15 protein-coding genes are annotated in these 15188 nt (G+C 56.8%); 6 read left to right on the forward strand and 9 right to left on the reverse strand.

The window, feature by feature from the left end; all coding sequences use genetic code 11:
• Positions 1–121 precede the first annotated feature (121 nt).
• The gene (locus BM155_RS05585) at positions 122–919 is read left to right on the forward strand and encodes a helix-turn-helix transcriptional regulator (protein ID WP_074901638.1); all 798 of its coding nucleotides are present in this window, start codon (positions 122–124) and stop codon (positions 917–919) included.
• A gap of 30 nt (positions 920–949) precedes the next feature.
• Here BM155_RS05585 and BM155_RS05590 read toward each other — a convergent pair whose 3' ends face one another.
• The 3 genes from BM155_RS05590 to BM155_RS05600 all read right to left on the reverse strand — a co-directional run bounded on the left by BM155_RS05590 (position 950) and on the right by BM155_RS05600 (position 3106).
• Positions 950–1513, reverse strand: coding sequence for a glutathione S-transferase family protein (locus tag BM155_RS05590; protein WP_067156675.1), 564 nt, complete (start codon positions 1511–1513; stop codon positions 950–952).
• A 347-nt stretch (positions 1514–1860) separates the two neighbouring features.
• On the reverse strand, positions 1861–2346 hold the full coding sequence (locus tag BM155_RS05595) for an arsinothricin resistance N-acetyltransferase ArsN1 family B (RefSeq protein WP_067156678.1): 486 nt from the start codon (positions 2344–2346) through the stop codon (positions 1861–1863).
• 190 nt (positions 2347–2536) lie between these two features.
• Positions 2537–3106: a macro domain-containing protein gene (locus BM155_RS05600; protein WP_254773131.1), complete on the reverse strand. Its 570-nt coding sequence runs from the start codon at positions 3104–3106 to the stop codon at positions 2537–2539.
• 174 nt (positions 3107–3280) lie between these two features.
• Between BM155_RS05600 and BM155_RS05605 the strand changes: the two genes are divergently transcribed.
• From BM155_RS05605 to BM155_RS05620, 4 genes are all read left to right on the forward strand, one after another.
• The gene (locus BM155_RS05605; RefSeq protein WP_067156682.1) at positions 3281–4363 is read left to right on the forward strand and encodes a GGDEF domain-containing protein; all 1083 of its coding nucleotides are present in this window, start codon (positions 3281–3283) and stop codon (positions 4361–4363) included.
• Positions 4364–4483: 120 nt separating this feature from the next.
• The gene (locus BM155_RS05610) at positions 4484–6358 is read left to right on the forward strand and encodes an NPCBM/NEW2 domain-containing protein (protein WP_074901642.1); all 1875 of its coding nucleotides are present in this window, start codon (positions 4484–4486) and stop codon (positions 6356–6358) included.
• Positions 6351–6737, forward strand: coding sequence for a GtrA family protein (locus tag BM155_RS05615; RefSeq protein ID WP_067156701.1), 387 nt, complete (start codon positions 6351–6353; stop codon positions 6735–6737). Before BM155_RS05610 ends, BM155_RS05615 begins: the two co-directional genes overlap by 8 nt.
• On the forward strand, positions 6734–7762 hold the full coding sequence (locus BM155_RS05620; RefSeq protein WP_067156703.1) for a glycosyltransferase family 2 protein: 1029 nt from the start codon (positions 6734–6736) through the stop codon (positions 7760–7762). Before BM155_RS05615 ends, BM155_RS05620 begins: the two co-directional genes overlap by 4 nt.
• On the opposite strand, the gene BM155_RS05625 is transcribed toward BM155_RS05620, so the two are convergent.
• From BM155_RS05625 to BM155_RS05650, 6 genes are all read right to left on the reverse strand, one after another.
• Complete coding sequence (locus BM155_RS05625; protein WP_067156705.1) at positions 7759–8520, reverse strand: VIT1/CCC1 transporter family protein; 762 nt, start codon at positions 8518–8520, stop codon at positions 7759–7761. The genes BM155_RS05620 and BM155_RS05625 overlap by 4 nt on opposite strands.
• Before the next feature lie 87 nt (positions 8521–8607).
• A complete protein-coding gene (locus BM155_RS05630) occupies positions 8608–9381 on the reverse strand; it encodes a hypothetical protein (RefSeq protein WP_254773133.1) in 774 nt (257 codons plus the stop codon).
• Between the two features lie 14 nt (positions 9382–9395).
• The gene (locus tag BM155_RS05635) at positions 9396–10541 is read right to left on the reverse strand and encodes a PQQ-dependent sugar dehydrogenase (protein WP_074901645.1); all 1146 of its coding nucleotides are present in this window, start codon (positions 10539–10541) and stop codon (positions 9396–9398) included.
• Positions 10542–10659: 118 nt separating this feature from the next.
• Positions 10660–12570, reverse strand: coding sequence for a DUF885 domain-containing protein (locus BM155_RS05640; protein WP_074901647.1), 1911 nt, complete (start codon positions 12568–12570; stop codon positions 10660–10662).
• Between the two features lie 345 nt (positions 12571–12915).
• Positions 12916–13509: a DNA-3-methyladenine glycosylase I gene (locus tag BM155_RS05645; RefSeq protein ID WP_067156716.1), complete on the reverse strand. Its 594-nt coding sequence runs from the start codon at positions 13507–13509 to the stop codon at positions 12916–12918.
• A 112-nt stretch (positions 13510–13621) separates the two neighbouring features.
• Positions 13622–14611 carry an SDR family oxidoreductase gene (locus BM155_RS05650; protein WP_074901999.1) on the reverse strand — a complete coding sequence of 330 codons (990 nt, stop codon included), beginning with the start codon at positions 14609–14611 and terminating at the stop codon, positions 13622–13624.
• Between the two features lie 127 nt (positions 14612–14738).
• Here BM155_RS05650 and dtd point away from each other — a divergent pair, with 127 nt between their 5' ends.
• Positions 14739–15176, forward strand: coding sequence for a D-aminoacyl-tRNA deacylase (gene dtd, locus BM155_RS05655; protein ID WP_067156718.1), 438 nt, complete (start codon positions 14739–14741; stop codon positions 15174–15176).
• Positions 15177–15188 lie beyond the last annotated feature (12 nt).

A 15188-nucleotide genomic window follows, 5' to 3' on the forward strand; every position in this document is an offset into this window, starting at 1 on the left:
TCGAAATGGCCAGCCTATCACCCGAGCTTCTTATCTAGCTCCAAAGAATTTTTACCGTCAGGAAGCGAATTAATCAGAGGTTCCCTAGTATTATTGCCCAATCACTGCAGGGATTGAGACTTTGCCCCCGAATTTATCCACAGAAGATGGCAAGCACCACATATGGGACCAGCTTGCCACTATGCCCGCTGCCCGACTCGCTGACGAAGGGCTGCACTTTTTACTGGCCTCCATCAGCGAAATGATAGGTACGAATCACGCCTACTGGCTGAGTGCAGTGTGCCTGGAGCACTTGAGCCCTGAGCGCGACTATATGCTCGGCTGGCGTCCCGGGCCGGTATTCTTTTACGGGGAACAACCTGCAGACCAGTCACTCCACGCACACTACACCAGAGAAGTGATGGCCGGTACCTATGAAGTCGATGAGAGCACGCTCAATCACATTCGCGGGGCCGGGCGGTTTCGCGGCACACTCATGCGTGATCACGTGTCCGAGGGCTTTTTCGACAGCCCTCACTACCAAGCGTTTTACCGGGACAAACAGATTACCGATACACTGTTTGTCGTCGCTCCCTCCGGCTGTGATGCGGAATCCTACTATTGCTTCCAACGAATGCGTGACCAGCCGCCATATGAGTCAGCGGACCTTGATCTCGCCATGGAAATTCTGCGCCCTCTAGGCTGGTTTCACCGCAAACTGCTGCTTGCCCACGGCCTGCTGATCGCGGAAAACCCGCTGACGCCTTCAGAAAAAAAAGTTCTGCACTGGTTGCTGACCAACCTGACAGAAAAAGAAATTGCGGAAAAACTCGAACTCAAGCCGGACACTACGCACAAGCATGTCATGAACATCTACCGCAAATTCAATGTGAGCAGCAGGGCCGCGCTCATGGCCTTGTGGCTTGGGCACGCCTGTTGAGCGCGGTTTTTCCGCATTGCTGTGCTCGCACTATGCTGCCGGCGGTACCGTGGCGCAGAAACTGGAGTCCTCTTCGGCAATTGCCAAAAGACGCTGCAGGTTGGTGTGCGAGTCGATAGAAAAGCGGTTCCGGAACTGCCCCCAGGCTACTGCCACTGCCACTCGGTAGTCCGCATCTCCCAACCGCCCCGATTCGGGCAGTGGTGCCGCGTCCAACTCGGACAGAACCCGTTCTATACGCTTCTGCTGCCGCAGCGTGTAAGCATTGCTGTTGATATCGAAACCACTGCGCTCCAGCAAAAACAGGGCAATCGCCGAATCCAGTAGCGTGTTTGCGAGGCAATACCGGTCAAAATCCTGCACATTCGGAATAAATTCCATTCCGGACTTTTCGCGGACATACTTCAAAATTGGCGTCGAGTCAGTCAGCCTTAATCTATCGTCATGCAAAAACGGAACGCGCAGTGTGGGCGTTTCCGGATTTTGGCTGCTGTGAATGTCGATCTCCACCATTTCCCAGTCGAGCCCAGATTGCATCAATGCAATACGGCAATGGCGTACAAAGGGTGAAGTTAAGCTTCCAAACAGTTTCATACATAGATTCCTTTACTAAAGATCAGTAAATTCAGATTACAAAGACGCAAGATTATGTGGCAACCAACTCACAAATTAATCAAAATTATCAGGGGCTTTATCTCGCTATGGCAGCACATCAAAAAGAATTATTGGACTCTTTTTCGGTCAATCACTGCTGACTGTGTGGCTTACAAATAAAACCTAATATAGACAGGCTTCAAGTAATTTCTTTTTAATTCACTGTCTGTTCTTCACACCTAGATGAGACACCTCCAGATAGTGGGCCAGGCATTTCTAAACATCCAGCCCACAGTGTGAATGCCAGGAAAACAATGTAGTACTTACGAAAATTTATCAAGGGCACTTCAGATAAGACATTGCCAGTATCCCACATCTATCCATCTTTCAAACTTTCTTCCCACCTCTTTAAAGTGCGCCACCTTTTCCATACCGAACTTTTCGTGCAAAGCAACACTCGCCTTATTGGGTAGAGCAATTCCAGAAATTACCACGTGAATTCCGCGCTTTTTTAAGCGAGCCAACAATTCATTGTATAACTTGGTTCCCCAGCCTTTCGAGGTCAAAGAAATATCCAAATAAACTGTAGATTCAACAGAATAGCGATAAGCACAGCGTCCCTTCCAAGGACTGGCATAGCAGTAACCAATTACCGAACGCTTGTGTTCAGCAACGAGCCAAGGAAGATCGCTTTCTAAACACCCCTGTATACGCTTCGCCATTTCATCTTCCGATACCCGGTCGACCTCAAATGTCACAAAGCTGTTTTCAACATAATAGTTATAAATTTCGGCAATTCTTGCCGCGTCTGATTTTTCTGCTTCTCGTATCATATTATTGTTACTTTCCTATCAGCCATAGGTTCCTTTGATATTAAGGAACCTCTGATTAATTCGCGTGAAGGCTTTGGTTAGTTCCGTGGCGCTCAGGCAATAGGATGGCCATTTCGAAAACGCACGAGTACTTCCCTGTAGCTCCGACGGATACCTCCCTGTATCCGACGGTTTCGAAATGGCCATCCTATCACCTGAGCTTCTCATCTTGCTCCAAAGAATTTTTACCGTCAGGAAGCGAATTAATCAGAGGTTCCTTAAAGAAACGGCGCTCCACCCGCTGCCACTCCCCTAACGCCGCCGCAGAGTGCAGACACACTGTAAGTTCCCCAAACTCCGCTATCTGACTGTGGAGTATTACCAATGCCTGATGTGCTGCGATGGCGTGAGGAAAGCGGTTAGTTCCGGCTCCCAGTGCCGGGAACAACAATCGCCGGAGTCCCCGCTCCCGCGCTAAGCCGAGGACATTCTCGTAACACTGCCGCAATTGCACCACGCCCTCTACCCCCCACTGGTCTCCACTGCTCCACTGCGGCGTGACGGTGTGTATCAAATAGCGTACGGAAAGATTGGGCGCACTGGTGATACGGGCCCCACCCACCGGGCACTCCGGCAACCGCGCGCACTCTTCGGCCAAAGCTTCTCCGGCGCGATCGAAGATCTGTGCGGACAGGCCCCGCCCCCGGATCAGGTGTTTATGGGCCGGGCACACCAACGCATCGCCGCGCAGAGTCAGGATATCACCGCAAGTCAGTTTCATTTTTTCCACAGGCTTCAATCTTTGTGATTTGTGTCTCTGATAATCTAGCCCAGTACGTTGGGTACCCGGGTGAATCGCAATATACTTGCCCGCCCAAAGAACAACAGGACACCGCGCCGCCAGCGCACGACTGCGGGCCACAGACAGGGGCCCGGGAAATCACAGGGCCCTCCCATGATCTCAGGGAATAACAGCCAGAACTCGGGGTTTCGCGACCCAGTCCAGGAGGCACATCAGATAGAGCTGCGCCGGCGTGTCCAGGCCTCCGGCTATATGCTGATCTTCTCTCTTGCGATTACTGGCGCCATGGCGGTGATCGCACTCTCCGGCGGCGACCTGTGGCAAGCCACCACGCTGTTTGCTGTGGGGGGCCTGATTCTCTGCGCCTACATCTCCATTAACCTAATGGGGCCGAGCCCGAAAACACCGCTTTTGGTGGGCGCTCTGCTGCTCGTACTCTACTTCTATTTGCTACTGTCCGGCGGAGTGAACAATACGGGCTTGATGTGGGCGGTGATGCTGGTGCCCGGCTTTATCAACCTCTATGGCCACAAGCATGGAGTGGCAGCACTGCTGGCAATCGGTGGCGCCACGGCGCTGGTGCTCTTCTACCCGAATTTCCCCGGGCTCACTGCCGACTACGACACTGCCTACCGGGTCCGTTTTATCGCTGTTTTCGGCTCACTTACCGCACTTACGGCACTGCTGGACAGCAGCCGTCACCAAACCCAACAGCTGTTGCACCGGTTGACCCAGGAGCTTGAGAGCCACGCATCCACCGACGCCCTCACCGGACTCGCCAACCGCCGCGAGGCATACCGTGCAATGAACGAACTGGAAAGGCGCAACCGCCACCTCTCCGGCCGCTACACGGTGCTGATCGGCGATCTGGACAATTTCAAGACCATCAATGACACCTACGGCCACGCCTTCGGCGACCGAGTACTGCAGGATGTGGCCGAAGTGCTGAGGGGAAACACCCGCGCCGGCGATATAGTGGCGCGCTGGGGTGGAGAGGAATTTCTTCTGCTGCTGCCGAACACAGACCTGCAAGGCGGCGGCAAGCTGGCGGAAAAACTGCGCGGCAAGGTGGAAGCGCTCAGCGACCAGTACGACCCGCCGGTACAAATCTCCATCAGCTTCGGCGTCGCCGAAGGCGGCCCGTCCAGCAGTACCCACGGCCAGTTGCTGGCAGAGGCAGACGCGCGTATGTACCGCGCCAAAGAGGGTGGGCGCAATCAAGTGGTTGCGCTGTAGCTCGGCAGGAGCGGAACCCTGTCTCACAATCGGCAATTGGCGCGCTCTTCGACCAATCGGTCGATCCCTCATAGTTAAAATGGCTGCCATTCCGCCATCAACCCCAACGGAAACGCAGCCATGGATAGCCAACCGGCGCAGTCAGCAGCAAGCCGCCGTTTTTATCTGTCTCCCATTTCCCTGCCGCAACTGCGCCTGAGCCGACGTGAGTGTGTCTACGCCCTGCTTTACGGCTTGGTATTTGCCGGTGCCTGGCTGCGGATTGACTACATCCTGCATTACAACCCCGTCGACCATATCTGGAGCGATCCACAGCGCCACTGGGAGCAGGGCGTGGACGCCCTGCGCAGCGATCCCATGGCACTCACCGACCCGCTGCTCTATCAGCTCTATATCGGCCTGCTCGGCAAGCTCACCTTGAAAGACCCTCTGCTGGTGGCCTTCTACACCGCGCTGCTGTCGTTGATGACGCCCTGGATCTGGTACCGCTTCCTGCGTGAACTGCAGCCGAGTAAAACCATGGCCCTCGCCGGCTGGGCCGCGCTGTCACTGTTGCCCTCCTGGACGGTCATCTACAGCTACTTTATGCAGGAAACGCTGCTGTTGCCGCTGTTGGGAGCGGCGCTCTACGCCAGCTGGCGCTGCCGACGCAAGCAGACGCTGCGGAGTTTTTTGCCGATGGTTCTGCTGTGGGCCCTGGCCGGGCTCACCCGAGGCATCGCCATCCCCCTGGCGGCAGTGACCTGCAGCTGGCTGTGGCTGGCACAGGGGGACAAGGTGCGCAAGGCGGCCTGGTCGCTGCTGCTGTTGGCGCTGCTTCTCGGCCCCCTCACCTATCGCGCCTACCAACAGGTGCAAATCTTTGCCCCGCACGGCAACGGCAAACTGGTATCGATATACACGCGTTCCGGCAAAAAGCAGATCAACATCCACTATCTTCGCGAAGGGCAGCGCTGGAGCTATTGGTTTTCCTCCCCCTCTACCGGAGAAAAACCCCTGGAGCCCCTTTCCGACTGGCAGACGGCGCGCCGCGGCGCCGTAGAAGTGACCATCGATCTAACCCAGGGTGGCGAAGACTGGAAACGGGCGCTGGCCGAAAATCCACTGACGTTTTCCAATTACCTGTGGATTGCCAAGGAAAACCTCATCTATCTCTTTTTCGGCGCCTCCTGGCCGGACAATAACACCGCGCGCGCCCTGGACCGCATCAATATTCAGATGCGCTGGCTGTGGGCGCCGCTGACGCTGCTGCTGATCGCCGCCACCGTCATTTCCTGGCGGCGCCTGCGCGGCCGGCGCCTGCTGCCGGTGCTGATCGCCACTTGGATTCTGGTACAGGGGCTGCTGCCGATTGCCGTTAACGAAGGGCGCTACCGCAAACCCGCCGAGGGCCTGCTGCTGGCGCAGGTAGTGCTGTTGCTGGGTGTCCGGCGCCCGCGCCGCGCGTCCGCGGAAAAAATTCACACGCCCACCATTGCCCTAGTGGCGGGGGCCGGCCTGGTGCTGATCGCCGGCGGCGCCCACATTTGGCAACACTGGTCCCAGGCCGCGGCTTTCGAGCGCGATGGAAAAGCTTTCTTAAGCGCACTGCGCGCTGTGTCCCACCGCCAGCAGTGGGGCAGCCTGGGCAGGGACCAGAGTGTTCAAGGTGGCCCTATCTCCATCGACGGCCAGCACTTTCCCCGAGGCCTCGGGGTACATGCACTGAGTAAAACACGCTACACCATTCCCACCGGCGCCGAGTACTTCCACAGCTATTACGGCCTCACCGACGACGGCGGCCGCCGGGGACTAGTGGAGTTCAAGCTACTGCTAGACGGTGAGCCGGTATTTTCCAGCGGCGCCTTCGCCCATGGCGCGGCCGGGGAAATACTGTTGCCGCTACAGGGCGCCGAAACCCTGACCCTGGTGGTGGAACCGCTCGGCAGCAACCACCACGATCACGCGGCCTGGGCCATGGCCCGGTTTCTGAAGAGGAGGCCGGGCAATGATTGAGTGGCTGCTGCGCCAGCGCCTGGTGCGCTTTACCGCGGTCGGCGGCACCGCGACGCTGGTACAGTTTTTACTATTGGCACTGCTGGTGGAACGGCTGTCGGTTAATCCCGTACTTGCCTCAGCGGCCTCCTTTGCCATCTCCGCCGGCTGCAATTACTGGCTCAACTACCGCTTCACCTTCGCCAGCCGCGCCAGCCACTGGCGCACGCTGCCGAAATTTATGCTGGTGGCGCTGATCGGCCTGGGGATAAATACCGCGAGCTTTGCCCTCCTATTACTGACCTTCCACTACTTAATCGCCCAGTGCCTCGCCACTCTTATCACCCTGATCAGCAACTTTACCCTGCATCAGTACTGGATTTATCGGGAGAAATCATGAAGGAACATGCGAGCGCCGCAGCGCGCTTTCGGAACGCGCCCTCCCTGGCAATAGTGGTCCCCTGCTATAACGAAGAAGAAATACTGCTCGACAGTTGTGCGGAGCTTATCCGGCAACTGCAGCGACTGATACGTATCGGCAAGGCCACTGCGGACTCCAAAATTTATTTGGTGGACGACGGCAGTCGCGACAACACCTGGGAGCTGATGCGGGAAATCGCCGACCGGGAGGATTCCATAGTCGCTGTTAAACTGTCTCGCAACCGCGGCCATCAGAATGCGCTGCACGCGGGCCTCAGCCAGACGATCGAGGAGGCAGTGGTCAGCATTGACGCCGACTTACAGGACGGTGCGGAAAATATAGAGACAATGCTGGACCACTATTTACAGGGAAGCGATGTGGTCTACGGCGTACGCAGCGAACGTCACACAGACACCTTTTTCAAGCGCTTCACCGCGGAAGGCTACTACAAAGTCATGCACAAGCTGGGTGTGGATCTGGTATTCAACCACGCCGACTTCCGCCTGTTGTCGCGCCGCGCGCTGAACGCGCTACTGCAATACCCGGAGGCCAACCTCTTCCTGCGCGGCATGGTGCGACAGTTGGGTTTCCGCTCTTCGCAAGTGGAATACCGCCGCCTTTCGCGCGCCGCCGGCGAGAGCAAATATCCGCTGCGCCGAATGCTCTCCCTGGCCTGGAGCGGAATTACCGCCTTTTCCAGTGCACCGCTGCGGGCGATCACGCTGCTGGGTCTCGCTGCGAGCGCCTTTTCATTTATCGTTATCGTCTGGGTGCTGGCGACGCGGCTGTTTACTGCCAACGCCGTGCCCGGCTGGGCCTCTATTTTGCTGCCCTTGTTGTTTATCGGCAGTGTGCAACTGTTGTGCCTGGGCGTGATCGGAGAGTATATCGCCAAGTTGTTCGAGGAAGTGAAGCAGCGGCCGAGATACCATATCGATACGGTCCTCGGCGTAGAGAAGTCGGGGGCAATAAAACAGAAAAAAGTCGCGGCAACCGTCGATTAAACGCTATCGATGCCAAACAGCGCCCGCAACCAATAACCGATCAGAAATGCCAGCGCCGCGGCCGCACCGCCCAACAGCAGAGTGCTGAACCCGGAGCGCAGCACCGGCCGCGCGTACACCAGGCTTTTGAGCATTCCGATAACAAAGAACATCAGGCCGGCCAGCAGCGCGCTGATATTAAACTGCACCTGCTGTTCCAACGAGGAAAACAAAAAGGGCGTAAGTGGAACCACGCCGATGAAAACAAAAGCGGTAAAGGTGACCAGCGCCGAAACCAGCGGGCTGACTCGCTCCTGACCAAGGCCGTACTCCTCGGTAAGCATTGTCTCTATCCACAGCTCGCGATCAGCGGTAATAGTCGTGACTATGCTTTCCAGCGTCTCGCCGCTAAAGCCCTTATTGGCGAAGATCTGCCGTATTTCTTCCCGCTCCCCCTCCGGCACCAGGGCGATATGGCGCTCCTCGGTGCGCCGGGCCGCTGCCAGATGCTTGCGCTGGGCGTCCACCGCTTCAAAGTTGCTCACCGCCATGCTGAAGCCGTCAGCGAGCAGATTGGCGAATCCCATCACCAGTATCACCAGCGGAGAAAAGCCGGCGCCAAAGGCGCCGGATACCACGGCAAAAGTAGTGACACAGCCGTCGATAGCGCCGAGCACAAAGTCCGACACTTTCTGCGATCGGGGTTTCCGCTGCAAACGCCGCGCGATATTTTCCCGCCGGTGCTCCCTGAGCAGAGCCTTCCTGCCCGATTCTTTCATCGCTGCTTTCCTCACAATCCTTTTAGGGCCCTCTGATTCAATCGCGCGAAGGCTATTGTCGGTTCAACGGTGCTCAGGCGATGCTATCTACCTGACAACAAAGCTGGTCCTGTCCACGCCGGTGTTGCCGGTCTTCGGGTCATAGGCGTAAACAAGGATTTCATAAACCCCCGACTCCGCAGTCCGCAGGGGCGCGCTGAAAGTGTTGGTGTCCGTCAACTGCAAGGGCAGTGTTTGATGGGGTTGCCCGTCTTTTTTGACGATCGCGGCCACCTCAATTTTACTGCCATCCCAAAGGCCGCCATCGGTCAGCGGACAACCGCACATCATTACCACATTGGCGCTAATCTCGAACGGCCCCTGGTCTTTGCTGGTGACGGAAAGCGTCTTCGGGCTCAGTACATCCACCACCATGCCGGGTATTTCCACTATCAAGCCGTCACCGCCGATGGGTTTTCCCGGTACCAGCCAAGTCTGGGTCTGCGCCAGCACCCGCGCTTGTTTTTTAATGTGGGGAGCCAACACTTCCACAGTCACAAACACCGGCTCGCTGATATCGAGCTTGGCTTCGAACTTTGCCGCGCCCTCACCGATCCTGTCATAGCGGTTGCGGGGAGTTTTCATAATGCGCTCGGTATTGCCGGTGCCGCCCTGAGTGAGGCCCTGCGCCAGTATCTCGCCAGTGTCGGTATCGCGGATACGCACCAGGGCGCCGCCAATGGATGTGCCAATAAACTTGGCATCCTTGGCTTTAGCGCGCACAACAATTTCAGTGGGAACTGCTTCTGCGGCACCCGCCACGCCCGTGAACAAAAACAGCAATAAAGCGGGAACTACTGTAAATAATTGGATACTCTTCACGATCTTTCTCCTTCTCAGCCGGCCGGTTCCAAGCGGTAGAGACCGCCGTCACTGGTGTCGTTGAGCAGATAGATATACCCATCTGGGCCCTGGCGTACATCGCGGATACGGCCCAGCTGCCCTTCAAGTAAAATCTCTGTTTCTACGACCTTGTCGCCGTTCAGTTGTATGCGCAATAACTTCTGACTGCCGAGGCCACCGGCGAGCAGATTGCCTTCCCATTCCGGAAAGAAATTGCTCTTTACCTGTGCCAATCCCGAGGGCGCGAAACGGCCTTGGTAAATATATTGCGCATCGCGCACACCGGGCATGGACGGAGCGCCAATCGGCTCCTTGGTTCCGTAGTCCTTGCTGCGCGTCACTATCGGCCAACCGTAGTTTTGTCCCGCTTCGATCAGGTTCAATTCATCTCCTGTCAACGCCGCGTGTTCGCTGGCCCAGATACGGCCGTCGGCGGCCACTACCAGCCCTTGAATATTGCGGTTGCCGTAGCTGTAGATTTCGTCCAGACCGGTGTCTTCGCCGGCAAAGGGGTTGTCCGCCGGCGCCGTACCAGTCTCCGTCAGCCGCAGTACGCTGCCGGCATGGTCTTTTTTATCCTGTGCCCGCTCCGGGGTTACACCCCGGTCACCGATGGTCATCAACAGAGTGCCGTCCGCGCGCCAGGCCAGCCGCGAGCCGTAGTGGCGCCCCGGCTGGGAGTAGCGGTCCTGCACGAAGAGTTCCTGGAAATCCGTCAGTGCGACACCTTTGAGTTTCGCCCGCGCCAGTGCCGTGGCGGAGCCTGTCTCTCCGGGCTTGGAATAGGTCATATAAATCCAGTCGTGTTCACCATCGCCATAGCGCGGGTGCAATACCAAGTCCAGCAGGCCGCCCTGACCCAGCGCGGATACCTTTGGCACACCCTCGATGTACACGACTTTATCGTTTTCAATCAAAGCCAATCGGCCGCGACGCTCGCTCACCAGAAAGCGACCGTCCGGCAGGGGCGCCACTGCCCAGGGGTGATGCAATCCAGAGGCCAGCTGAACGATACGGAAACTGTGGAGTTCACTGTCGACTTTCTCCTCCACCATTTCCGCCGCATTTGTCAGAACCGCGGCGCCGACGAGCACAGCAGCAGTCAACCAACGGCGGAGATACCTCACTGTTATTTTCATTGCTCTCTCCTTGTTATTTCTTGATTCGCCAATTCAATTGGCTGGCACAAAGAACTATCGCCCATAGCAAACAGGCCGGGCAATGCCCGGCCTGTTCGATCGAATCCACCGCGATGAATTAACCGGCTTTGACCTGTTCAATCCAGGCATTAACCCGTTTTTCCAACATCGGCAACGGCAGGGCACCGCCGCCGAGCACTGTGTCGTGGAAGCCGCGGATATCAAACTTATCGCCCAGCTGTTGCTTCGCCTGCTCGCGCAGTTCAAGAATTTTCAGCATGCCGATTTTGTAGGAGGTCGCCTGGCCCGGCAGGGTCAGATAGCGGCGCACCTCAGAGCGCACCGCACCCTCTGGGATAGCGGAGTTTTCCAGGAAATACTCTACCGCCTGCTCCTGGCTCCAGCCCTTGGCGTGCATACCGGTATCCACCACCAAGCGGATGGCCCGCCACATTTCCGCGGTCAGGCGGCCGAAGTCCTTGTAGGGATCTTTGAATTGCCCCATTTCCTTGGCAAGTCTTTCCGAGTAAAGGCCCCAGCCCTCGATATAGGGCGTAAAGTGTGCCTGGGTGCGGAATTGCGGGATACCCTCCAGCTCCTGAGCAATAGAAATCTGCATGTGGTGGCCGGGATTACCCTCGTGATAGGTCACTGTCTCCATATCGGTGGTGGAGAGGGCGCTCATGTCAGACATATGCACATAGTAAGTGCCGGGACGCGAGCCATCGGGGGTACCGGGTTGGTAGTGCTGGGCGCCCCCCGGCACTTCGCGGAAGGGTTCAACCCGCTTGACTACCAGCTTCGCCTTGGGCAGCAGACCGAAGTATTTCGGCAGCTGTTTTTCTACATCGTCGAGGAAGCCCCGGGTCTCCGCCAGATAAGCCTCGCGACCTTCGTCGGTATTGGGGTAGTAGAACTGTTTGTCGTTGCGGATAAAGGTGAAGAATTCCTGCAGGCTGCCCTCAAAGCCCACCTGCTCTTTGATGCCTTCCATTTCCTTGCGGATGCGAGCCACTTCATCCAGACCTATCTGGTGCACCTCGTCGGCGGTCAGATCCAGGGTGGTGTAATTGGCCAAGCGGTTGTTGTAATAGGCCTCGCCATTCGGCAGGCTGGAGACACCCTTGGCCTCCGCACTGGTGTTTTCACGGTCTTTTTGCAGCCAGGCGATATAGGCATCAAACACAGGCTTGAACTTGTCAGTCAGCTTTTCCCGTACCTGTGCCTCATACGCCGCTGCGGCTTTGTCGTCTATTTTTCCGTCTTTTTTCAGCGCTTCGATCTTGCTCTTGGCATCGGCATAGAGCGGGGCGTCGCCCTCACCGTCGAAAGGCGCCCCGGAGGTAACTTTTTGCGCGCGTTCTATGGCCAGATCATAGGCGAAACGCGGCGGGCGAATGCCGTCTTTGGCCGCGAGCTGGGCGCGCTCGAGAATCTGTCCCATGGCGCGGCCGATACCATCAATCCGGGCGATATAAGCGTCCATGTCCTCGGTGGAATTCACCTTGTGGATATTGATCAGGAAATTGGGCAGCTGGGCCTCGGGACCGCCCAGCTCACCAGCGAAATAGGAATGGCGCTTGAAGGGCTCGGCCGCTTTCTCCTGTTCGTATTGGAAGATCCACAGATCGTAGGATTCCTTGCCCGCCGGGGTCAGCTTGTCGTAGTCGAAGTTTTTTTTCAGTTCTTCGACGGTCTTCGCTTTCCAAGCCAGCTTGCGCGCGTCGGCGGCTTCGCTCATATCGTCGATCTGGTCGTAGAGATCCTTACGACCCAAGTAGCTGAGCATAATCGGACTGAACTGTAACTCTTCCTCGTAGCGCTGGTCGAACCACTCAGTCAAGCGCTGGGTTTCCGCGGCGGGCTCAGCCGCGGTGTCCTTGGCCTCAGCGGCGCTTGCCACAGTGTTGGAGGCCTGGGGTGCGGCCTCGTGGGCCTCTTCGCGCTGACAACCGGCGACAATAGCGACGGCCAGCAGACTGGGAATCAGGGGTACACGGTGCAGGGGGTTTATTAGTTTCTTGGGCATCTTCGTGTCTCGATCATATTTCGTACAGAAAAACGCTGACTACTTTGACACGAAATTGGCGAGGTGTCGATTAGGCCCTTATTGCGCCGCAGAATAAGAGCCAAATTGATGACCTTTCGGATACTCGATGAAACAGTTGGCGGCTTCAGAAAGCAAACGATGAAAAACCTTGGGTAATTCGCTCCCAAGATTTTCAGAGGAACCACTGATTAATTCGCGTGAACACTACAGTAGGTTGCTGGGCGCTCAGGCAATGGCCAGCCTATCACCTGAGCTTCTCATCTGGCTCCAAAGAGTTTTTATCGTCAGGAAGTGAATTAATCAGAGGTTCCCTAATAAGATTTTTTAAAGCAGGTTTTTCGCCACTGCCGTGTCGATACACCGCTGGTAGGCAGGGCAGGTCACCAGATGGTCATTGACCATACCTGTGGCCTGCATATGGGCATAGATGATAGTGCTGCCCACAAAACTGAAGCCCGCCTTCTTCAGTGCTTTACTCATAGCATCCGCTTCCGGCGTGGTGGCCGGCACCTGTTCCGGGCGGCGGTGGCGATTTACGCGCACCCGTCCACCGGTAAACTGCCAAAGAAAGTCACACAGACTGGTACCACTGTCACGCAAAGCGAGATAAGCGCGGGCATTTTTTACCGCCGACTCCACCTTCAGTCGATTGCGGATAATACCGGGGTCTTGCAACAGTCGTTCAATTTTGTGCGGCGTGTAACGGGCAATTTTTTCCGCATCGAAATTGTCAAAAGCCCGGCGGTAATTTTCCCGCTTGTTCAGCACAGTGATCCACGCCAGCCCCGCCTGGGCACCCTCCAGCAGGAGAAACTCGAACATGGTGGCGTCATCAGTGACCGGCTGGCCCCATTCCTCGTCGTGGTATTTCTGATAGAGCGGTGTACTCAAACACCAGCTGCAGCGTGTATCTTCCACAGGTATTGCCGTTCTGTTATTGAGGCAGCTTAACTGCCAGAAAAGAAGTAATACTGAATCAGCTGCAATATCAGCAGCAGCATGACTAAAACGAAAACGATATTGCTGCGGTTCACGGTTTCTCCAATAAGCCCTGCGCCATCAGCCAGTCACGGCATTCGCGCAGCATGGTTTCCAAATCTACGTCAGGCCTGTAGCCCAGTTCCCGTTCGGCCTTGGCGCCGCTGGCGGTGACGCGCCGGGTAATCAGGGCGGCTTTTTCCGGCGTGATCACAGGCTCGCGCCCACTGAAGCGCGATACTACATCGTACAAGCGCGCCAGCGCGCGGATCACAAATGCGGGCGTGGTACGCTTGGGCACCGGTTTACCGAGCAGCTCGGCAATTTTCCCAAAAAATTCCAGGAAGCTCGCATCCACACCGGCGAGAATATAGTTTTCGCCGCAGCGCCCCCGAAGATATACATCAATATGCGCGCGCGCCACGGAGCCGGCGTGACAAAAGGAACCGCTGCCCGGCGGCACACCCGGCAACTGCCCTCGTTGAATCATAAAAAAAGTCTGCGCCCAGTTGCCGCGATCGTATTTACCGACGATACCACAGGGATTCAGAATCACAGCATCCAGGCCGCGCTCTATTTCCCCTCTTAACGCCAGTTCCGCGTGCTTTTTGCTGTAGAGATAGTGGTGGCGCGGGTCGTCTGCCAGCTGTGGGCTCTCCTCAGTAATAGTTTCACTGTGGTAGCCGTAGGCGGAAATAGAACTGGTGAGAATCATGCGCCCGACGTTTTTCTCCCGCGCCACGCGCGCGATATTGGCCGTTCCCTCGACGTTGTCGCGCCACTGCCGGGCATTGCCGCCACGCCACATATTGGTGTTGGCGGCCAGATGAAAGAGCGCATCGACGTTTTCCGGCACAGCCACGCGCAGCGACTCCTCATCGGTCAGGGTGGCCTGCACAAGTTCCGCGCCCAATTGCCGCGGCAGCCGGGTATCGGAGTCGGGGCGGTGCATCGCGGTGACACGCCACCCGTCCGCGCGCAATTGTTCGATCAGATTGGCACCCAAAAAGCCAGTGCCACCGGTGACAAAAGCATGTTTCACTGTATTTGGCCGCCTGATAATTTTATTGGGGTTATCGTTGTCCGCGCCTATCCACGGTTTATTGGGCTGAGGCATTGGGCTAATCTAGGGCATTTCCTTATGCGGTTCCAGAGCAGTTGAGTTAATCATGAAAGGTTTGATACAGCGTGTGCGCCATGCGCGGGTGGAAGTGAATGGAGAATCGGTCGGAGCTATCGACAAAGGTCTGCTGTTGCTGCTCGGGGTAGAGGCGCACGACAACCGGGAGAGTGCCGACAAACTATTGCACAAAGTGTTGCACTACCGCGTATTCGGGGACGACCAGGGGCGCATGAATCTGAACCTACAGCAGGCTGGCGGCGGTTTGCTGGTGGTAAGCCAGTTTACCCTGGTGGCGGACACCTCCCGCGGCCTGCGCCCCAGCTTCAGCCGCGGCGCCAAACCGCAACAGGCGGAAGCGCTCTATGACTATTTCGTCGAGCAGGCGCGGCGTCAATTCTCGCCGGTGGAGTGCGGCGTGTTTGCCGCGGATATGCAGGTCTCACTGCAGAACGATGGACCAGTGACTTTTCTGCTGGAAGTATAAGGCGGCCGCGTC

Source organism: Microbulbifer thermotolerans, assembly GCF_900112305.1.
Lineage (GTDB): Bacteria > Pseudomonadota > Gammaproteobacteria > Pseudomonadales > Cellvibrionaceae > Microbulbifer > Microbulbifer thermotolerans.